Source organism: Klebsiella sp. 1SOBk10mer, from assembly GCF_046602535.1.
In the GTDB taxonomy this organism is placed as follows: domain Bacteria; phylum Pseudomonadota; class Gammaproteobacteria; order Enterobacterales; family Enterobacteriaceae; genus Klebsiella; species Klebsiella quasipneumoniae.
The window spans coordinates 448216-467503 of the sequence record NZ_JBKIUP010000003.1 but is presented as its reverse complement, the minus strand read 5'-3'; the positions used below and the strand labels follow the sequence as shown (position 1 = coordinate 467503).

Below are 19288 nucleotides of genomic sequence, written 5' to 3'. Positions count from 1 at the left end.
AAAAGCCCCGTGATAAACGGGGCTTTTTGCGCTTAGCGTTTTTTCACGCTGATGGTTTGCGCCAGGCGAGACGGGGTCTCTTCACTGGCTTTCTGCGGCTGGGTCACGCAGCAGGTTTCGACGCACACGAAGGTTTTGTAGCCATCGTCCGGCATGTCGCCCATGCTGACGGACAGCGCCGGGCCCGGGTTCCAGGCCACCACGTTGTGCTGATGATGATGCACCACGTCGATAGTGCGGCTGAGCGCGTCGTCGTGGATCACGCTGCAGCCTTCGGCGTCGAGATAGACGCGGTCGGTACGATCCGGGAAGGTCTGCACGCCGTTGCTCAGAACGCCTTCTTCGGCATTTTTCACTTTATCGATATAGCGCTCGCCAAGACCGCTCACTTTCACCGCCGCGATATCGCCGACGTTGAAGTAGCTGTGCAGGGCAGAGGTGGTCTCAAATTCGCCGTGGGCTTCCAGTTCGATTTCGCAGGTCTTGCCCAGCTTGAAGCGGGCATAGAGGGTGAACTCATGCGGCCACAGCTTCATGGTTTCGGCGCTGTTCTGCAGCGCAAAGGTCAACATCACGCCGCCGTCGTCTTCATCATGGCCTTCCAGGGTCCACGGCAGGTTGCGGGCAAAGCCGTGCGACGGCAGGCCCTGCTGCGCCGATGGGCCAAACCAGGGCCAGCAAATCGGCACGCCGCCGCGCAGGGCGACGCCCTGTTTAAACGGGGTGTTGTTGCTCAGCCACAGGACTTCTTCTTCACCGGCGGGTTTCCAGGAGAGCAGATGCGCCCCCTGCAGCGCCACAGAGGCTTTCACCTGCGGATGGTCGATGACAATCAGCTCCAGGTCGTCCAGCTGGCGACGGGAGATAACGGGCGAAATGGTTTCATTCACCGGGAGAGCAAAAATTTTATTTATCATTGTGCAATCCTATCTCTGCAGACAAAAAAAAGAGCGACCGAAGTCGCTCTTACAGATTACTTTTTCATCTCAACTTATTTGGAGATGTGGGCAATCAGGTCCAGAACTTTGTTGGAGTAGCCAGTTTCGTTGTCGTACCAGGAAACCAGTTTAACGAAGTTGTCGTTCAGTGCGATACCCGCTTTAGCATCGAATACGGAAGTGCAAACTTCGCCGTTGAAGTCGGTAGAAACAACGTCGTCTTCGGTGTAACCCAGAACGCCTTTCATTGCGCCTTCAGAAGCGGCTTTGATAGCTTTCTTGATTTCTTCGTAGGACGCTGCTTTTTCCAGACGAACGGTCAGGTCAACAACGGATACGTTCGGAGTCGGAACGCGGAACGCCATACCGGTCAGTTTGCCGTTCAGTTCTGGCAGTACTTTACCTACTGCTTTAGCAGCGCCGGTAGAGGACGGGATGATGTTCTGAGCTGCGCCGCGGCCGCCGCGCCAGTCTTTGTGAGACGGGCCATCAACGGTTTTCTGGGTAGCGGTGGTAGCGTGGACGGTGGTCATCAGGCCTTCAACGATACCGAAGTTGTCGTTGATGACTTTAGCCAGCGGCGCCAGGCAGTTGGTGGTGCAGGATGCGTTGGAAACGATGTCCTGGCCAGCGTAAGTGTCGAAGTTAGCGCCGCGAACGAACATCGGGGTGTTGTCTTTGGACGGGCCAGTCAGAACGACTTTTTTCGCGCCAGCGGTGATGTGTTTACGAGCGGTTTCGTCGGTCAGGAAGATACCGGTTGCTTCAGCAACAACGTCAACACCAACTTCGTCCCACTTCAGGTTAGCCGGGTCACGTTCAGCGGTAACACGGATTTTTTTACCGTTAACGACCAGATGACCGTCTTTCACTTCAACGGTGCCGTCGAAACGACCGTGAGTGGAGTCATACTTCAGCATGTAAGCCATGTACTCTGCGTCTAACAGGTCGTTGATTGCAACGATCTCGATGTCAGAACGTTTCTGAGCAGCACGGAAAACAATGCGACCGATACGGCCAAAACCGTTGATACCTACTTTGATAGTCATATATTCCACCAGCTATTTGTTAGTGAATAAAAGGTTGCCTGTAAAATTACAAAAACCTTACGCAGCGTCAAGCGGAATCGTGTCAATCATTGCGACAAATCAATCCTGAGCAGACCTTTGCGCGATTGATTTGCCTCACTCTCCCTTTGAGCCCAATTCCATATGGGGGCTGCGCGCGGAATTTTAAAGGGCATTTAAGATAAAAACGTGATTTAAGTCACAATTATCTGGCTGCCTGTGGGCACCGGATAAGTTTAGAACAAAAGTGTACGCTTCATTGTTAATGTTTTGTTAGAATTGGGGCGAAAGTTGTCCATTGCAAAGCGAGATGTAAGCCCATGGCAAATAAACCCTCCCCGGAAGAGCTGAAAAACGGCTTGAGCGAAATGCAGTTTTACGTGACCCAACATCATGGTACCGAACCGCCTTTCACCGGACGGCTGCTGCACAACAAGAAAAATGGCGTGTATCACTGCCAGGTGTGCGATGCGCCGCTGTTCAACTCCCAGACCAAGTACGACTCTGGCTGCGGCTGGCCGAGCTTCTACGAGCCGGTAAGCGAAGAGGCCATTCGCTATCTGGACGACAGCTCCCACGGCATGCAGCGCATAGAGATCCGCTGCGGAAATTGTGATGCCCACCTCGGTCACGTGTTTCCGGATGGCCCGCAGCCGACCGGCGAGCGCTATTGTGTGAATTCGGCGTCGCTCAGCTTCACCGATGAGCAGAACGGCGAGCAGATCAAGGGTTGAAGAAACGATTCAGCAAATTATTCCAGGTGGAGATGAGCGGAAGATGGATATTGAGCAAATTATCGACAGCATGACCCCGGAAGTGTATCAGCGTCTGGCGACGGCGGTGGAGCTGGGAAAATGGCCGGATGGCGTGGCGCTGACGCCGGAGCAGAAGGAAAATAGCCTGCAGCTGGTGATGCTGTGGCAGGCCCGGTATAACACCGACGCCCAGCATATGACCATCGATACTCGCGGGCAGATGGTGATGAAGAGCAAACAGCAGCTGAAGGAAGATTTCGGTATCGTGCCGAAGCCGATCGCAACCGTGAAGCTGCAATAAACTGCCGGCCGGCGGGGAGAGGTTCCGGCGTCGGGTGATCCGGCGCCGGAAGGGTTAGCGTCTACGACCGAGCCCGGCGGTCAGCCGCTTCGCTTACTTTTTGTTCATCATCGCTTTCAGGTCGGCAAACGGATTGTAGGTGGCCTCGCCGACGCTCTTTTGCGCATCTTCGCCGGCCACCACCGTGGAGCCATACTGATCGGCTTCGGTGTACTTGGAGTGTTCGTGATCGTGACAGTAGAGGCACAACATCTCCCAGTTGCTGCCATCTTCCGGGTTATTGGAGTGGTCGTGATCGATATGGTGCACCGTCAGCTCGCGCAGATTGGAGTAGACAAACTCCCGCGAGCAGCGTCCGCATACCCAGGGAAAGAGCTTGAGCGCCTTTTCGCGATAACCCACTTCCAGACGTGCGTAATTTTTGGGGATATAGGCCATGGCCCCCTGCCTCCTGTCAAACGGTTAAGCTGCGCCAGCCCCTGGCGCAGCGGATAACAGGCATCATAACCTATCCCGGGCGGCGCGATATACCTGCATTGCAAGCGATGCTGTCTGCGTCACGCCGCCCGGCGGAGACGATGCGGCGGAGGAACAGCCGCGATTAGTGTTTGATCCCCAGGGATTCCGCCAGCTGGCGGGCCAGCTGGTTCTGGTCATCGGCGCCATACTCCCAGAACATCGCCCCGGCGAGGCCCTTCGCCTTGATGTAGTCCGCCTTGATGGCTACCGAGCGCGGGTTCTCATAGGAGAGGGCGAACAGCGGCTTGCCCTCCGCGGACTGCACCGACAGCCACGGGACTTTCGCCTCATCGTCCCAGTGCTCGGTAAAGCGTTTCTGCGGATCGTTGAGCAATTTGCCCACGATATCATTGTATTTCACGTAGGTGTCTTTGCTCAGGTCATAGCCCAGCGAGGCAAACAGCGCGATCTGCTGTGGACCAAAATAGGGCTGGGTGACCGGGTTCTTTTGCGCATCCGCTTTACTCCAGTCAATCCCCGGCTCGACCGCCCGTTTCGGTACCCGGCCATAAAAACCAATCCCGAGGTTCATCTGGCTGGGTTTAAGCCCGGCGGCCAGGTAATTGTTGACCACAAAATCGGCGCTGTATTTATCCGCCGCGGCGACCGTCGGCCAGTGGCTGGAGTCATACAGGTTCGAGTTGAAGTACTGCGTGCCGTAGGCCATGTCGTAGGTCATCAGGTTGATGTAGTTCAGCACCGGGGCCACCGCTTTGACATCCACCCAGCTTTTCGGGCTCTCGGCGTTGGCGCCCACGGCAATAGTAACCAGTTTCTTCGTACCAAACGCTGCGCGCAGCTCTTTTAACAGCGCGGTGAAGTTATCGCGATCGGTCGGTTGATTGGCAACCAGCCCCCACGCGCCGTTGACCGGAAACTCCCAGTCGAGGTCAATCCCATCCAGACCATATTTTTCAACAATTTCCTGCGCAGACTGAATAAACACCTTACGGGTTTCTTTGCTTGCCGCCGCGCCGGAGAAACCGCGCGCCCCCCAGCCGCCGACCGACAGCAGGACCTTGAGGTCCGGGTTCTGTTTACGCAGGGCAGGGAGCTTTTGCAGATCCGCCTGCACCTTTGGCGACAGCCAGATCTCGTGCAGATGGTCAGGATCCTTCAGGGCCGCATTGGTCTCGTCTTTTTCATCGTTATAGATAAGGCCAAACGAGTAGTTGAGATGGGTGATCTGCCGGACGTCCAGCTTGTCGATATCCCCGCCCGGCCCGGCAGTGACGTCGCCGCCGCCGTTGAAATAGCCGACGGACATCAGCGGTTGGGCAGAGAGCGCGGAAGCGCAAAGCAGGGGCAAGGCTGCCAGCAAGGGCAAACGTTTCATAGTGGTTCCTCTTTGACATAAAAAAATAACCGCGCCACGGAAATGGCGTGGCGAAAAAACAGCCTTGCCAGACTACCAGCAATAACTTGTTGAAACTGCGAGAGAGTTCAATTTATGGACGATAACGAAGCGGCAGAAGAAGACCCGGCGCGGAAGCGCCGGGTGAAGGATCAGGCGTGGGTTTCCCGCCAGTCATCAAGGGTATAGAGCGTGGCGCCTGCGGCGGCCATCTCCATAAACGCCTGGCTGCTGTCCTGCGGCTGAAGGTTCACCCCGCGGCAGCCGTCGGTAATGACGTTGACCGCGTAGCCGAGCGCCAGAGCATCCAGCACGGTAAACTTCACGCAATAATCAGTGGCGAGGCCGAGAACGGTCAGCTCCACGATCCCCTGACCACGCAGCCAGCCGTCCAGTTCGGTTTTCTGCCGGTGACCGTTGTCAAAAAAAGCGCTGTAGCTGTCGATGACCCGGTTTTGCCCTTTGTGGAACACGGCGGCGATCGCCTGCTGCTTGAGCAGGGGATGCAGCGCCGCGCCTTCGCTGTGCTGAACGCAGTGATCCGGCCAGAAAGTTTGCGCCAGGCCGTCCAGGTCGCCTACGGTGTAGGGCTCCACCTGGTGCTGGCTGGCGAAGCTACCGTGATCCGCCGGATGCCAGTCCTGACTGGCGACGATGGGCTCGCCGCGCGCCAGGCTCCAGTCGATAAGCGCGTTGGCCACCTCGACGGTGCTGTCGCCTTCGGGAACCGCCAGCGCGCCGCCGGCGCAGAAGTCGTTCTGCAAATCAACCAGTAACAGCGCTCGATGTGCCATACGTCCTCCTTAAGCTTCGTCAGGGGTCAGTTCGCCACGCAGATTCTGCTGCATCGCCGCGCGAATGGCGTCAACGTCCAGCTGCTGGCTCAGCAGATAGTGTAGCTTGGTCAGCGTCGCTTCCACCGTCATATCGAAACCACTGATGACACCCGCCTGGGCGAGGGCATTGCCGGTGGCATAGCCGCCCATGTTCACTTTGCCGGACATACACTGCGTCAGATTGACCACCACAATGCCGCGCTGGCTGGCTTCCGCCAGCACCTGAATAAACTCGCCGTTCTGCGGGGCATTGCCGACGCCGTAGGAGCGGAGGATCAGCGCTTTCACCGGCTGGCGCAGGAAATTACGCACCACGTCGGCGGAGATGCCGGGGTAAATCGTCACCACGCCAATCGGCTGCGGGGTGATGGGGTGGACAATCAGCTCTCCACGGCCCTGCGGCGCCGGCGGGGTACCGAGACGGCGAATATGGATCCCGGCCTCCAGCAGCGGCGCGAGGTTGGGCGAGGCGAAGGCGTCAAAGCCGTCGGCATGGGCTTTAGTGGTACGGTTGCCGCGGTACAGTCGATTGTTGAAGAACAGCGCCACTTCGTTAATCGGATAGTTGGCGGCGACGTACAGGGCATTGAGCAGGTTGATCTGGCCGTCGGAACGCAGCTCGGCCAGCGGAATTTGTGACCCTGTCACAATCACCGGTTTGCCGAGATTTTCCAGCATGAACGACAGCGCTGAGGCGGTAAACGCCATGGTGTCGGTACCGTGGAGGATCACAAAGCCATCATACTCCGCGTAATGGCTGCGGATATCGTCGGCGATGTGCTGCCAGTCCTCAGGGGTCATATCGGATGAATCCATCAGCGGATGGTATTCATGGATCGTGAAGTCCGGCATCTCCGGACGATGGAACTCCGGCATCAGCGCCAGCTGACGCTGCAGATGGCCGGAAACGGGTACATAGCCGTGTTCTGAGCGCTGCATACCGATGGTCCCACCGGTGTAGGCAACGTAAATCGATTTTTTTTGCATAGCATCGCTTAGGTTGGTCGTAGACAGGCGCAGTATAAAGAGACGGAGGAAAAAATACAGTGTTGGCCGCTCGCTTTGTGGCGGCGCTGGCAGGTGCGGAAAAAAGGCTGCCCCGTGAGACGGGGCAGCCGCTGCGTATTAACGAATGTTGGCGCAGGTCAGGCAGAAGGCATAGCGGTTCTGCGGGTCGTTGAACGCCGCCAGCTTGTCGCTTTCCGCTTTCACCGTCTCGGCCGCCGCGGCCACCGGCGCAGGCAGCCAGGCCTGAATGGCGGCCGGCAGCGAGGCGCGTACCGAGCCGGTCAGGCTGTCCAGCACCATCGAGAAGAAGGTTGGCTCTTCCTGATAGTAGTTAAGGTGCCAGGTTTTCAGCTTCGCCAGCTCGGCGGCCTTGGCCACCGCGTCGTCGAAATCGCCGAGGCTGTCGACAAGACCGTTGGCTTTGGCATCTTCCCCGGTCCAGACGTGGCCCTGGGCTATCTGGTCGATTTTCTCCGGCGTGCTCTTACGGGCGTTAGCCACCAGGGTGATAAAGCGCTGATAGCCGTTCTCAATGCTCAACTGCATCAGCTGCTGCACTTCTGGCGGCAGCGCTTTGGTGCTGGAGATATCCGCCAGCGGCGACGTGGCGACGCCGTCGGTGTGGACGCCAATCGACCCGAGGGTATTTTCCACGGTGTTGATCACCCCAAAGATGCCAATGGAGCCGGTGAGGGTGCTTGGGTTCGCCACGATGTAATCCGCGGGGGTGGAGATCCAGTAGCCGCCGGACGCCGCCATGCCGCCCATTGAAACGACCACCGGTTTACCCGCGGCTTTGGCTGCCGCCAGCTCTTCACGAATGATTTCCGAGGCGGTCACGCTGCCGCCAGGGCTGTTCACGCGAAGAACGATGGCCTTAATTTTCGGGTCGAGGCGCGCATCGCGAATTTGCGCTGCGGTGGTGTCGCCGCCGACGTTGCCCGGGGTCTCCTCGCCGTCCATGATGGCGCCGTTGGCGAAGATCACCGCGATAGCGGAACCCTGGTCAGACGGCGTCTTCACGTTGTAGTCGTAATAGCTAATCGCCCGATAATTGTTATCCGCTTTGCTCCAGCCAAACTGTTTGGTCAGCGCTTTTTCCACTTCCGTGGAGGTCGCCAGCTCATCCACCAGCTTATTGTCCAGCGCATATTTCGCCGTATCGCCGCCCACTTTACGCAGGCCATCGATAATGCCCTGGGCGCCCGGGAAGAGCTGCTGGGCGGTGATCTGCCGGTTGGCGGCAATGGTGTTGAGGTAGTTCTGCCACAGTTCGCCAATCCAGCGGCTGTCCGCTTCGCGGGCGGCAGGGGACATGTCATCGCGAATGAAAGGCTCGACGGCGGATTTATAGGTGCCGACGCGGAAGACATGGGTGGAGACTTTCAGCTTATCCAGCAGCGACTTGTAATACAGCCCGTTGGTGGCGAAGCCGTGGAGGTCTACCTCGCCCTGCGGCGAGAGCCAGATTTTGTTGGCAAAGCTCGCCAGGTAGTACTGGCCCTGGCTGTAGCTGCTGCCGACGGCATAGACCGGTTTGCCGCTGTCGCGGAATTCGCGCAGCGCTTTACCGATGTACTGCATGGACGGCTGATCGCCGCCGACGAAGTTTTTCAGATCCAGCACAATACCGGTGATATTACGATCATCCTTCGCCTGACGGATGGTCTGCACGATATCGAACAGAGAATTCTCCTGCAAACGGTCCGAGCTGGCACCAAACAGCTGGCGGCCTATCACGCCGAGTTTGCTGCTGGCGGAAGGTTTATCCACCACCACGCCGGTAATATCCAGGAGCAGCGCGCCGCGCGCGGCATGTTCGCTGGTGGTGCTGCTGAACTGGCTCCAGATGCCGATACACACCAGCACCAGTACCAGGAAGATCGCATTGAGGGCCAGTTTGCGAATAAAGTTGAGTATCCGCCACGTCCATTTAAAAAAGCTGGCAATCAGTCGCCAAAGGGTTCGCATGTCTTCTCCCTAACGTTATCTAAAAATGGGCAGGCCGCAGGGGCCGCCGCGTCTGGCTATCCTAAAGAGTGAGCCGTCGGTTGTCAGCAGGAATCACCGACCGCGCTGTAACAAAATCCTTGTGCATGTTAATTTTATGAAAAATGACATCACAGGAGTTATACAGATGGATGCTCTCGACCTACTGCTTAATCGCCGCAGCGCTTCCCGCCTGGCGGAACCGGCCCCGGCCGGCGAACAGCTGGAAAACATTCTGCGCGCCGGGCTGCGCGCCCCGGATCATGGCACCCTGCAGCCGTGGCGCTTTTTCATTATCGCCGATGACGGCCGCGAACGCTTCAGTCAGTTGCTGGAAAAGGGGGCCAGGGAGGCCGGTCAGGATGAGAAGGGCATAGAGAAAGCCCGAAATGCGCCGTTCCGCGCGCCGCTAATCATTACCGTCGTGGCGCGTTGTGAAGACCACCCGAAGGTGCCGCGCTGGGAGCAGGAGATGTCCGCTGGCTGCGCGGTGATGGCGATGCAGATGGCGGCCCTGGCTCAAGGATTCAACGGCATCTGGCGCAGCGGAGCATTGACCGAGAGCCCGGTGGTGCGCGCCGGCTTCGAGTGCCGCGAGCAGGATAAAATCGTCGGTTTCCTCTATCTGGGCACGCCGCAGCTGAAAGCCTCAACCACCATTGCCCTGCCGGATACCGCGCCGTTTGTGACGCGATTCTGAGTCAGCGGGTGTTATGCCGGGCTGCGGCTTGCGCCTTACCCGGCCAACGCATCCGGCTCTGACTGTCTGTAGGCCCGCGCAAGCGCAGCGCCGCCGGGCAAGGACAGCGGGTACGGAGCCGATTTTGTGCCGGGTGGCGGCTGTCGCCTTACCCGGCCTACGTTCGTACGACCTGTCGTTAACTTATTCACTTTTCTTGCTGAAACTGCCGGTGCTGGCCGGAGCCCGGGGGTACAGGGGGCGGCGGCGACTGGCCGCCCCCTGTGCGCTCCCGGCGCCATGAGTGACATAACGCAGACGATTAACCGGGAGCGCAAACTACGCTGAAGCCACAGATAACATAAACAACCACACTGCAGTGCTTCCCCTCACCCTGGCCCTCTCCCGGAGGGAGAGGGAACCGTCCGGCTGGCCGCGCAAGCGCAGCGCCGCCGGGCGACGGCAGCAAGCTCGGAGCCGCATCTATGCCGGGCGGCGGCTGGCGCCTGACCCGGCCTTCAAACCCTACCCTTCGAATCAATCGCGGTTTTTGTCGCCCGGACAAGGCGCGCCAGGCGCCGTATCCGGGAGTTCAACGGTGATGACGTTACTTCTGCGTTTTGGCGAATTCGTCTTTGGCTTTCTGCAATTGCTGCTGGAAGGCCGGGTTGGTGTGCAGCGTGGCGACCACCGCGGAGCCGACGATGCGCGCCGCATCGACATCGCTCTGCCAGTGATAGCCGCAGATCACCCGGCTCTCGCCAAGCTCATAGCCGCGCTTCAAAATTTCGTTCTGCCGCTGCGGGTTGATCTCCGCCAGCACCAGGGCGGTGGCCCAGCCGATGGAGGTATGCCCGGACGGGTAAGAGCCGTTTTTCGCCAGCTTGTCCTGCTCGGTGGTGTTGCAGGTGGAGACGCCGTAGAAGGCAAACGGGCGAATGCGCATATACTTCTCTTTCGCGCCGCGGGTCGCCAGATCGCCGGCGTCTTCAATCATATTGGTCAGCAGCTTATGGAGCTGCGGCGCGTCTTTTTCGGTGATCGGCGAACCGAAGGCGCTGGAGAAGGCGTTAGCCACGCCGCCCGCGCTGAGGTTGGCATCCTCTGCCGCCAGCTTCCCGCGCTCGGTGTTGCGCAGCAGGCGCCCCTGCTCATACATCGCCTGATCGTTTAAGAACGCAATACTGCCCACCGCCGGCGGCGGCGGCAACAGCGCCAGGCTGTCGATGGCCTGGGCATTGGTCAGATAGTAGAGATCGGGCTTGGTGGTGACATCGTTACCGGGGGGAACCAGTGCGAAGGCGTTAACGGAGAAAAAACTGGCCAGGCAAAGGGCAAGAACACGCTTTTTCATTAGAATTTCCTTACGTCATAATCATTCCAGAGAAGACAGTCCTGTGTTGTCACATTTCTGTCATCTTTAAGTAAAAGTGAAAATGGTCGGGAAAAAATTGCCGCGTCTCGCAAAAACGGCTTTTTGTCTGCTTAATGAGCAACCATACGCGATTTCAGACTGTCGTACTTACCACCCTGGCGTTTGGGCGCTAACATAGCGGGATTGCAATGACAGGAGATGTCCATGAGCGAGCAAGCCATTCGTTTAACGCAATACAGCCACGGAGCCGGTTGTGGTTGTAAAATTTCCCCGAAAGTGCTGGAAACCATCCTGCATAGCGAGCAGGCGAAGTTCGTCGACCCGAACCTGCTTGTCGGCAACGAAACCAGCGATGATGCCGCCGTTTACGATCTCGGTAATGGCACCTCAATCGTCAGCACCACCGACTTTTTTATGCCGATTGTCGATAATCCGTTCGACTTTGGCCGCATTGCCGCCACCAACGCCATCAGCGATATTTTCGCCATGGGCGGGAAACCGATTATGGCGATTGCCATTCTCGGCTGGCCGATCAACACCCTGGCGCCGGAAATCGCCCGCGAAGTGGTGGAGGGCGGGCGCTTTGCCTGTCAGCAGGCGGGGATCGCGCTGGCGGGCGGCCACTCCATTGACGCCCCGGAGCCGATCTTCGGTCTGGCGGTCACCGGCGTGGTGCCCACCGAGCGCATCAAGAAAAACAGCACCGCGCAGGCGGGCTGCAAACTGTATCTCACCAAACCGCTGGGGATCGGCGTGCTGACCACCGCAGAGAAAAAATCGCTGCTCAAGCCGGAGCATCACGGGCTGGCGACGGAGACCATGTGCCAGATGAACCTCGCCGGCGCCGCGTTTGCCGCTATCGACGGGGTGAAGGCGATGACCGACGTCACCGGCTTTGGCCTGCTCGGCCACCTCAGCGAGGTTTGTCGCGGAGCCGGCGTGCAGGCGCAACTGCGCTATGCCGATATCCCGAAACTGCCGGGGGTGGAGGAGTATATCGCCGCCGGCGCGGTGCCGGGCGGCACCGGGCGCAACTTTGCCAGCTACGGCCATCTGATGGGCGAGATGCCGACGGAGTGGCGCGATCTGCTCTGCGACCCGCAGACCTCCGGCGGTCTGCTGCTGGCGGTGACCCCGGAGGCGGAGGTGGAAGTGCAGGCTGCCGCGGCGGAGTTCGGTATTAAGCTGGCCGCCATCGGCGAGCTGGTGACCGCCCGCGGCGGACGACCCATGATCGAGATCCGTTGATTCGATGCGGTTGTTTATTGCAGAAAAACCGAGTCTCGGTCGGGCTATTGCCGATGTGTTGCCTAAACCGCATCGCAAAGGCGATGGCTTTATTGAGTGCGGCAACGGGCAGGTGGTCACCTGGTGTATCGGTCACCTGCTGGAGCAGGCGCAGCCGGACGTCTATGACAGCCGCTATGCCCGCTGGAATCTCACCGATCTGCCGATTGTACCGGAGAAATGGCAGCTGCAGCCAAAACCTTCGGTCACCAAACAGCTGAATGTCATCAAGCGCCTGCTCGGCGAGGCCGAGGAGGTTATCCACGCCGGCGACCCCGACCGTGAGGGGCAGCTGCTGGTGGATGAAGTGCTCGACTACCTGCAGCTGGCGCCGGAGAAGCGTCAGCAGGTGCAGCGCTGTCTGATAAACGATCTTAACCCGCAGGCGGTTGAGCGGGCGATCAACCGCCTGCGCGCTAACAGCGAGTTTGTGCCGCTTTGCGTGTCGGCGCTGGCGCGGGCGCGCGCCGACTGGCTGTACGGCATCAATATGACCCGGGCCTATACCCTGCTGGGGCGCAACGCCGGCTATCAGGGGGTGCTCTCCGTGGGGCGGGTGCAGACCCCGGTGCTCGGCCTGGTGGTGCGCCGCGATGAAGAGATTGAAAACTTCGTCGCCAAAGACTTCTTCGATGTCAAAGCGCATATCGTCACGCCGCAGGAGGAGCGCTTTGTCGCGACCTGGGTGCCGAGCGAAGCCTGCGAACCTTACCAGGATGAAGAAGGGCGCCTGCTGCATCGTCCGCTGGCCGAGCACGTGGTTAAGCGTATTGAAGGCCAGCCGGCGCTGGTGACCGGCTATAACGATAAGCGCGATTCCGAACCCGCGCCGCTGCCGTTTTCGCTGTCGGCGCTGCAGATTGAGGCGGCCAAACGTTTCGGCTTCAGCGCGCAAAACGTGCTGGATATCTGCCAGAAGCTGTATGAAACCCACAAGCTCATCACCTATCCGCGCTCGGACAGCCGCTATCTGCCGGAAGAACATTTCGCCGGCCGCCATGCGGTGCTGAATGCGATTGCCGTCCATGCGGCGGATCTGCTGCCGCAGCCGGTGGTGGATCCGGAGATCCGCAACCGCTGCTGGGATGATAAAAAGGTCGACGCGCACCATGCGATTATCCCGACCGCCCGCAGCAGCCAGGTCAAACTCACCGATAACGAAGCGAAGGTCTACACCCTGATCGCCCGCCAGTATCTGATGCAGTTCTGCCCGGACGCGGTGTTCCGTAAATGCCAGATTGACCTCGAGATCGCCAACGGTAAGTTTGTCGCCAAAGCGCGTTTTCTGGCCGAGGCGGGCTGGCGGACGCTGCTTGGCAGCAAAGAGCGCGATGAAGAGAACGACGGCACGCCGCTGCCGGTGGTGGCCAAAGGCGATGAACTGCTGTGCGAGAGGGGCGAAGTGGTGGAGCGCCAGACGCAGCCGCCGCGCCACTTTACCGACGCCACGCTGCTGTCGGCGATGACCGGGATTGCCCGCTTCGTGCAGGATAAAGATCTGAAGAAGATCCTCCGCGCCACCGACGGCCTCGGCACCGAAGCAACCCGCGCCGGGATTATCGAGCTGCTGTTTAAGCGCGGTTTCCTGACTAAAAAGGGGCGCTATATCCACTCCTCGGAGGCCGGAAGGGCGCTGATTCATTCCCTGCCGGAGATGGCCGGTCGACCGGACATGACCGCCCACTGGGAGTCGGTATTGACGCAAATCAGCGAGAAACAGTGCCGCTATCAGGACTTTATGCAGCCGCTGGTGGGCACGCTGTATCAGCTAATCGAGCAGGCGCGCAGCACGCCGGTGCGCCAGTTCCGCGGTCTGGTGGCGCCGGGCGGGGCGAAAAAATCGTTCAGTAAAGGCAAAGGCAAAGCGAAAGGCAAAAAAGCGGCAGAGGATGCCGCGCCGCCGCCGCAATAACCCGCCCGGCGGCCGTGAGGAGGTCATTCCCCACGGCCGCCGTTTCTCCGCCAGACTGGTCAATGGTCTACACTAAACAGCCGGGAAGGGGGGGACGATCGCCCCGCAAAACGGGGGGCGCCCATTGCCCTTCCCGATGCCTTGCTTAATTCTCTCACAGGCGATAAGGAGGACCCGTGAAATATATCGCTATCAGCCAACCGGGTGGCCCGGAGGTTTTACAGATCCGCGAAGGTGAGATCCCCACTATCGGGGAGCATGAGGTGCTCATCGAGGTGAAAGCGGCGGGCGTCAACCGGCCGGATATTCTGCAGCGCCAGGGTCTGTATCCCATGCCTGAGGGGGTTACCCCCGTGCCCGGCCTCGAGGTGGCGGGCGTGGTCGTGAAGGTTGGTGCGCAGGTCGCGGCCTTTGCCCCCGGGGATCGCGTCTGCGCGCTGACCAACGGCGGCGGGTATGCCGAATACTGCGCCGTCCCGGCAGGCCAGACGCTGCCGATCCCGGCTGGCCTCAGCTTTAGCGAAGCGGCCGCCATTCCGGAAACCTTCTTCACGGTGTGGGCGAACGTTTTCCAGCTCGGTAAGCTGCAGCCCGGCGAGAGCATTCTGATCCACGGCGGCGCCAGCGGGATTGGCACCACCGCGATCCTGTTGTGTCACGCGCTGGGGATGACCGTCTATGCCACCGTCGGCCAGGACGAAAAAATTGCCGCGCTGCGGCCCTACGCCACGGCGATCAACTACAAAACCGAAGATTTCGCTGAGAAAATTCATCAGCTGACCAACGATGAAGGGGTGGATGTCATTCTGGATATCGTGGGCGGCCCTTACTTTAACCGCAACCTGGGGCTGCTGAAAAAGGACGGGCGGCTGGTCATCATCGGCTTTATGGGCGGGCGAATGGCCCATGAGGTCGACATTCAGACCCTGATGCTCAAGCGGGCCACCGTCACCGGCTCCACCATGCGCGGCCGGACGGCGGCGGAGAAACAGGAGATTGCCGAGGCGCTGCGGCGCCACGTCTGGCCGCTGCTTGAGGCTGGGAAATGCAAGCCGATGATCTACGCCAGCTACCCGATGGCGGAAATTGCCGAGGCGCATGCCTGTCTGGACAGTGGTCAGCATCTGGGGAAAGTGGTGATCACGATGTCATCGTGAGAGACATCCCGGCGGGCAGCCGCCGGGATGGCGAGAGGGGAGGTTAAATCACGCCCTGGGCCAGCATGGCGTCCGCCACCTTGACGAAACCAGCGATATTGGCGCCGCGCACGTAGTTGGTCTGCTTCGCTTCACCGCCGTACTGCACGCAGGCGTGGTGGATATCCAGCATGATGTGATGCAGACGGGCATCCACTTTTTCCGCTTTCCAGCCCATGCGCGCGGCGTTCTGCGCCATCTCCAGACCGGACGTCGCCACGCCGCCGGCGTTGGCCGCTTTGCCCGGGGCAAACAGCACGCCAGCTTCAAGGAACAGATCGGTCGCGGCGATGGTGGTTGGCATGTTGGCGCCTTCCGCCACGGCCTTCACACCGTTGGCAATCAGCTGGCGAGCGGCGTCGGCATCCAGTTCGTTCTGGGTGGCGCAAGGCAGAGCGATATCCACCGGCACTGACCACGGCTGCTGGCCTTCGAGATAGGTGAGGCCAAATTCGCGGGCGTAGTCGGCCACCCGGCCGTGGGCACGCTCTTTGATGTCGATCAGGCGGGCCAGTTTTTCTTTGGTGAAGCCCGCTTCGTCAACGACGGTGCCGTTGGAGTCGGAGGCGGTGACCACCCGCGCGCCAAGCTCCATCGCTTTCTCAATGGCGTATTGCGCGACGTTGCCGGAGCCGGAAACCGCCACGCGAGCGCCTTCGAAGCCGAGGCCGTGACGTTTGAGCATCGCTTCGGTGAAGTAGATCAGGCCGTAACCGGTGGCTTCCGGACGGATCAGGCTGCCGCCGAATGAGAGGCCTTTACCGGTGAAGACGCAGGCGCTGTTGTTGGAGAGCTTACGCATCATTCCGGCCATAAAGCCGACCTCGCGGCCGCCGACGCCGATATCGCCCGCCGGTACGTCGGTATCCGGGCCCAGATGGCGATAAAGCTCGGTCATCAGCGCCTGGCAGAAGCGCATCACTTCGCCATCGCTCTTGCCTTTAGGATCGAAATCGCTACCGCCTTTCCCGCCGCCCATCGGCAGCGTGGTCAGGGCGTTTTTGAAGGTCTGCTCGAAGCCAAGGAATTTGAGAATCGACAGGTTTACCGACGGGTGGAAGCGCATTCCGCCCTTATACGGGCCGATGGCCGAGTTGAACTGCACGCGCCACGCGCGGTTGACCTGGACCTGATTGCGGTCGTCCACCCACACCACGCGGAACTGGATCACGCGCTCCGGTTCCACCAGACGTTCCAGCAAAGCAAGCTGACGATAGCGCGGATTTTCCTCAAGGAAAGGCCACAGGGTGGTCATGACCTCCCGGACGGCTTGAGCAAATTCGGTTTGATGGGGATCGCGCTGTTGAACGCGGGTGAGAAAGCCTTCCAGAGTGCACGTCTGATCCATAGATATAAGTTCCCCTTATGGTTGTGGTTGCATGTATTTATTATGATTCGGTCCTTGAAAAAACCGATTTTCCGACTATAACACCGCTAATCCTTAGGCAAGCAAGGAAAAATTAAGCCGTCAGCAAAATTTATAATTGCCCGCCCGTCATAACTAAAAACGATGACGAGGCGGCGAGCGGATCAGCGGAGGGAAAGGGACGGGCGCCGGGCGATAAAGGCGTGCAGGAGGGGGATATCGGCCGGGGCGAGATCGAGGGTTAAGGCGTCGGCAGGAAGGCACCAGCGCAACTGGCTGTGATAGTGGGCCAGCGGCACGCCCTGAAAATCCGGCACCCACCAGGCGTGCAGATGGATCTGACGACCGGAGACTTCCCGCTGATGGCTGGCGATATAGCATGCCGTGTGGGCGATGATGCCCATTTCCTCCTGCAGTTCCCGGGTCAGCGCCTGCGGTTGGCTTTCACCTGGCTCCACTTTGCCGCCGGCGAACTCCCACATTCCCGGCTGGTCGGCGTGGGGCGGGCGCTGCGCCAGCAGAATTTTGCCATCCTGTTCAATAATGGCGGCGACAACTTCAATCATTTTTAGCATAAGCATCAACGTTAATAAGGCCAAACTGGCCTATTATCACCGCCATAGACCTTCACTGACAACCGCCAACTCTGCTGGAGATCCTCGTGCTTGATAGCCACCTGCATCCTCGCCTCAAACCCCTCCTTAACGCTGTCGCCGGCGCGCTTGACCGCCCGGGTATTTCACCAGACAGGCTGACGCTGCTCGGTTTTGCCATCGGCGTGCTGGCTCTGCCATTTCTGGCATTAGGGTGGTATGGCGCGGCGCTGGCGGCCATTCTTCTCAACCGCCTGCTGGACGGCCTGGACGGCGCCCTGGCGCGGCGGCGCGGGCTGAGCGACGCCGGCGGTTTTCTCGATATCTCACTGGATTTTCTCTTCTATGCCCTGGTGCAGTTCGGTTTTATCCTGGCGGATCCGCAGAATAACGCCCTGGCGGGCGGCTGGCTGCTGTTTGCCTTTATCGGCACCGGCAGCAGCTTTCTCGCCTTTGCCGCGCTGGCGGCAAAGCACCAGATCGCCAATCCCGGCTATGCCCATAAATCGCTGCACTACCTCGGGGGGCTGACGGAGGGGACGGAAACCATCCTGCTGTTTGTCCTCAGCTGCCTGTTTCCGGCACATTTTGCCTGGCTGGCGTGGCTGTTTGGCGCGCTATGCTGGCTGACGACGGCGACGCGTATCGCCAGCGGCTACCAGACCTTAAAGCGGGTGGCGTGAGCGGGAAAGCGCGCGTCGCCGGCTGGGGACGCACGCTGGTGGGGTGTGTTACTGACTGCTTTCCGGGCCGCGCTCGCCGCGGGCGACCGGATTGTGCGGGTTGCTGCTCCATTCGTACCAGCCGCCGTCATAGACAGCGACGTGCGGCCAGCCCATGGCCCGGGCATACATGAAGGTTTCCGAGGCCCGCCAGCCGGTCCCGCAATAGAACGCCACCTGCTGGTTCGGCAGGATGTTCCACTGGCGCCACAGGGCAGCGATATCGTCGGCGCTGCGCATGGTGCCGTCCGGGTTATGGAAGTCTTCCATGTGCGTGGAGTCGCTTCCGGCATGGCCCCAGCGGGCGCCGGCGATGTCGCCCTTCGGTTTGATATAGCTGTAGCCGCTGGTGGTGCCGATAAACTCCGGCCACGAGCGGACGCTGACCAGCGAGGCGTCCTGACGGTGGAGCAGGCCGCGGGCCTGCTCGGTATCCAGCATCAGCTGCGGCTGGCCGGGGATCGGCGCGCCAAAATCTGGCGCCGGCTGCGGCGTCGGCGGCATGCCGCGCTCCACCGGCAGACCGGCGTCGGACCAGGTCTGCCAGCCGCCGTCCAGCAGGCGCACGTCTTTGACGCCGGCGTACAGCATGATCTGCGCCACACGCGCCGCGGCGTAAACGTCGCGACCGTAGAGGATCACCGTGGTGTCATGGCGGATGCCGTGCTTCGCCAGCATCGCCTTCAGCTGCGCATCGGACACTTTATTCCACAGCGGTTCGCTCTCCACCTCATTGGTATCGATATAGCCCGCGCCCGGGATATGGCTCAGCAGATAGAGCTTCGGCGCCCCCCAGGCGGCCTCAACTACTTTCCAGTCGCCGGCCGGGGCGGCGGCCACGCTTTTCCCTTGCTGCAGGTCGTGCAGCCATTGCGGATAAACCAGCTGTTCAAAGTGCGGCAGCTTTTGCAGACGGTCTCCCTGGCTCAGGGCGTCGCTCAGGGTGTTGAGCCGGGTGAAGCCCGCTTGTTTCAGTCGCGCCGCGACGCTGGCGTTATCCTCAGGACTGCCGTACAGCGCAAGGGGGGTATCGGCCTGGAGCTGGTGCTGCTTAGCCCAGCCGCGGAGCTGCTCGTCGCTCATGGCGCCGAGCCAGTGGGCGGAAAGATTCAGCGCCTGCGGCTCATGCCCTTCCGGGCCGTTGGCGCGCTGCGGCCAGCCGTTGTAATAAGCGCTCAGGCGGGTGTCGATGGCCACGCCGTGCTGCTGTTGCAGGTGGGAAAGAGTGAGCGCTGGCATGGTTTCAGCGGCGAAGGTGGTGGAAGCAGCAAGCCCCATGAACAGGGCGAGTGCGGTCAATTGAGAAACACGTTTCATCGAAATGCCCGACGGTAAAAAGTGGAGGGCGTATTCTCCGCTTGCCAGGCGTTGATTTCTTTGCGGTAACGCAG

18 protein-coding genes are annotated in these 19288 nt (G+C 60.0%); 7 read left to right on the top strand and 11 right to left on the bottom strand.

The window, feature by feature from the left end; translation table 11 throughout:
- Nucleotides 1-32: 32 nt before the first annotated feature.
- The gene (locus ACLH1I_RS12190; protein ID WP_004203783.1) at nt 33-917 is read right to left on the bottom strand and encodes a D-hexose-6-phosphate mutarotase; all 885 of its coding nucleotides are present in this window, start codon (nt 915-917) and stop codon (nt 33-35) included.
- A gap of 74 nt (nt 918-991) precedes the next feature.
- A complete protein-coding gene (gene gapA, locus ACLH1I_RS12185) occupies nt 992-1987 on the bottom strand; it encodes a glyceraldehyde-3-phosphate dehydrogenase (protein WP_004203784.1) in 996 nt (331 codons plus the stop codon).
- A 338-nt stretch (nt 1988-2325) separates the two neighbouring features.
- Between gapA and msrB the strand changes: the two genes are divergently transcribed.
- Nucleotides 2326-2739 (top strand): peptide-methionine (R)-S-oxide reductase MsrB, encoded by a 414-nt coding sequence (gene msrB, locus ACLH1I_RS12180; RefSeq protein ID WP_198079782.1) that lies wholly within the window; start codon nt 2326-2328, stop codon nt 2737-2739.
- 43 nt (nt 2740-2782) lie between these two features.
- Nucleotides 2783-3061 carry a YeaC family protein gene (locus ACLH1I_RS12175; protein WP_004203787.1) on the top strand — a complete coding sequence of 93 codons (279 nt, stop codon included), beginning with the start codon at nt 2783-2785 and terminating at the stop codon, nt 3059-3061.
- Nucleotides 3062-3154: 93 nt separating this feature from the next.
- Here ACLH1I_RS12175 and yajD read toward each other — a convergent pair whose 3' ends face one another.
- From yajD to sppA, 5 genes are all read right to left on the bottom strand, one after another.
- Nucleotides 3155-3499, bottom strand: coding sequence for an HNH nuclease YajD (gene yajD, locus ACLH1I_RS12170; protein ID WP_002901254.1), 345 nt, complete (start codon nt 3497-3499; stop codon nt 3155-3157).
- 163 nt (nt 3500-3662) lie between these two features.
- Nucleotides 3663-4916: a glycoside hydrolase family 18 protein gene (locus ACLH1I_RS12165; protein ID WP_064794771.1), complete on the bottom strand. Its 1254-nt coding sequence runs from the start codon at nt 4914-4916 to the stop codon at nt 3663-3665.
- A 170-nt stretch (nt 4917-5086) separates the two neighbouring features.
- The gene (pncA, locus tag ACLH1I_RS12160; protein WP_004203790.1) at nt 5087-5728 is read right to left on the bottom strand and encodes a bifunctional nicotinamidase/pyrazinamidase; all 642 of its coding nucleotides are present in this window, start codon (nt 5726-5728) and stop codon (nt 5087-5089) included.
- Between the two features lie 9 nt (nt 5729-5737).
- Nucleotides 5738-6757, bottom strand: coding sequence for an asparaginase (gene ansA / locus ACLH1I_RS12155; protein ID WP_064794772.1), 1020 nt, complete (start codon nt 6755-6757; stop codon nt 5738-5740).
- 138 nt (nt 6758-6895) lie between these two features.
- Entirely contained in the window at nt 6896-8749 is a 1854-nt protein-coding gene (gene sppA / locus ACLH1I_RS12150) for a signal peptide peptidase SppA (RefSeq protein ID WP_004203792.1), read from the bottom strand.
- A gap of 166 nt (nt 8750-8915) precedes the next feature.
- On the opposite strand from sppA, the gene ACLH1I_RS12145 reads away from it, so the two are divergent.
- Nucleotides 8916-9467: an NAD(P)H nitroreductase gene (locus ACLH1I_RS12145; protein ID WP_004176531.1), complete on the top strand. Its 552-nt coding sequence runs from the start codon at nt 8916-8918 to the stop codon at nt 9465-9467.
- A gap of 586 nt (nt 9468-10053) precedes the next feature.
- On the opposite strand, the gene phoC is transcribed toward ACLH1I_RS12145, so the two are convergent.
- Nucleotides 10054-10800: an acid phosphatase PhoC gene (gene phoC, locus ACLH1I_RS12140; protein ID WP_004203793.1), complete on the bottom strand. Its 747-nt coding sequence runs from the start codon at nt 10798-10800 to the stop codon at nt 10054-10056.
- Between the two features lie 225 nt (nt 10801-11025).
- Here phoC and selD point away from each other — a divergent pair, with 225 nt between their 5' ends.
- The 3 genes from selD (at nt 11026) to ACLH1I_RS12125 (ending at nt 15177) form a co-directional block, all read left to right on the top strand.
- Nucleotides 11026-12069 (top strand): selenide, water dikinase SelD, encoded by a 1044-nt coding sequence (gene selD / locus ACLH1I_RS12135; RefSeq protein ID WP_198079780.1) that lies wholly within the window; start codon nt 11026-11028, stop codon nt 12067-12069.
- A 4-nt stretch (nt 12070-12073) separates the two neighbouring features.
- Complete coding sequence (locus tag ACLH1I_RS12130) at nt 12074-14020, top strand: DNA topoisomerase III (RefSeq protein WP_023318003.1); 1947 nt, start codon at nt 12074-12076, stop codon at nt 14018-14020.
- 176 nt (nt 14021-14196) lie between these two features.
- The gene (locus ACLH1I_RS12125) at nt 14197-15177 is read left to right on the top strand and encodes an NAD(P)H-quinone oxidoreductase (RefSeq protein ID WP_004203796.1); all 981 of its coding nucleotides are present in this window, start codon (nt 14197-14199) and stop codon (nt 15175-15177) included.
- A 43-nt stretch (nt 15178-15220) separates the two neighbouring features.
- On the opposite strand, the gene gdhA is transcribed toward ACLH1I_RS12125, so the two are convergent.
- Both gdhA and ACLH1I_RS12115 read right to left on the bottom strand, forming a co-directional pair.
- Complete coding sequence (gene gdhA, locus ACLH1I_RS12120) at nt 15221-16564, bottom strand: NADP-specific glutamate dehydrogenase (RefSeq protein ID WP_004203797.1); 1344 nt, start codon at nt 16562-16564, stop codon at nt 15221-15223.
- A gap of 182 nt (nt 16565-16746) precedes the next feature.
- The gene (locus ACLH1I_RS12115) at nt 16747-17157 is read right to left on the bottom strand and encodes a pyrimidine (deoxy)nucleoside triphosphate diphosphatase (RefSeq protein ID WP_064794862.1); all 411 of its coding nucleotides are present in this window, start codon (nt 17155-17157) and stop codon (nt 16747-16749) included.
- 86 nt (nt 17158-17243) lie between these two features.
- Here ACLH1I_RS12115 and ACLH1I_RS12110 point away from each other — a divergent pair, with 86 nt between their 5' ends.
- Entirely contained in the window at nt 17244-17858 is a 615-nt protein-coding gene (locus tag ACLH1I_RS12110; protein ID WP_198079779.1) for a CDP-alcohol phosphatidyltransferase family protein, read from the top strand.
- A 48-nt stretch (nt 17859-17906) separates the two neighbouring features.
- Here ACLH1I_RS12110 and ACLH1I_RS12105 read toward each other — a convergent pair whose 3' ends face one another.
- Nucleotides 17907-19214: a sulfurtransferase gene (locus tag ACLH1I_RS12105; RefSeq protein WP_069603647.1), complete on the bottom strand. Its 1308-nt coding sequence runs from the start codon at nt 19212-19214 to the stop codon at nt 17907-17909.
- Nucleotides 19215-19288: the final 74 nt, after the last annotated feature.

Coding starts and splice junctions, on each gene's coding strand:
- pncA (WP_004203790.1), bottom strand. CDS start 5,728: ATGGCACATCGAGCGCTGTTACTGGTTGATTTGCAGAACGACTTCTGC.
- ACLH1I_RS12105 (WP_069603647.1), bottom strand. CDS start 19,214: ATGAAACGTGTTTCTCAATTGACCGCACTCGCCCTGTTCATGGGGCTT.
- selD (WP_198079780.1), top strand. CDS start 11,026: ATGAGCGAGCAAGCCATTCGTTTAACGCAATACAGCCACGGAGCCGGT.
- ACLH1I_RS12165 (WP_064794771.1), bottom strand. CDS start 4,916: ATGAAACGTTTGCCCTTGCTGGCAGCCTTGCCCCTGCTTTGCGCTTCC.
- sppA (WP_004203792.1), bottom strand. CDS start 8,749: ATGCGAACCCTTTGGCGACTGATTGCCAGCTTTTTTAAATGGACGTGG.
- msrB (WP_198079782.1), top strand. CDS start 2,326: ATGGCAAATAAACCCTCCCCGGAAGAGCTGAAAAACGGCTTGAGCGAA.
- ACLH1I_RS12130 (WP_023318003.1), top strand. CDS start 12,074: ATGCGGTTGTTTATTGCAGAAAAACCGAGTCTCGGTCGGGCTATTGCC.
- yajD (WP_002901254.1), bottom strand. CDS start 3,499: ATGGCCTATATCCCCAAAAATTACGCACGTCTGGAAGTGGGTTATCGC.
- ACLH1I_RS12190 (WP_004203783.1), bottom strand. CDS start 917: ATGATAAATAAAATTTTTGCTCTCCCGGTGAATGAAACCATTTCGCCC.
- gapA (WP_004203784.1), bottom strand. CDS start 1,987: ATGACTATCAAAGTAGGTATCAACGGTTTTGGCCGTATCGGTCGCATT.
- ACLH1I_RS12145 (WP_004176531.1), top strand. CDS start 8,916: ATGGATGCTCTCGACCTACTGCTTAATCGCCGCAGCGCTTCCCGCCTG.
- ACLH1I_RS12115 (WP_064794862.1), bottom strand. CDS start 17,157: ATGCTAAAAATGATTGAAGTTGTCGCCGCCATTATTGAACAGGATGGC.
- ACLH1I_RS12175 (WP_004203787.1), top strand. CDS start 2,783: ATGGATATTGAGCAAATTATCGACAGCATGACCCCGGAAGTGTATCAG.
- phoC (WP_004203793.1), bottom strand. CDS start 10,800: ATGAAAAAGCGTGTTCTTGCCCTTTGCCTGGCCAGTTTTTTCTCCGTT.
- ansA (WP_064794772.1), bottom strand. CDS start 6,757: ATGCAAAAAAAATCGATTTACGTTGCCTACACCGGTGGGACCATCGGT.
- gdhA (WP_004203797.1), bottom strand. CDS start 16,564: ATGGATCAGACGTGCACTCTGGAAGGCTTTCTCACCCGCGTTCAACAG.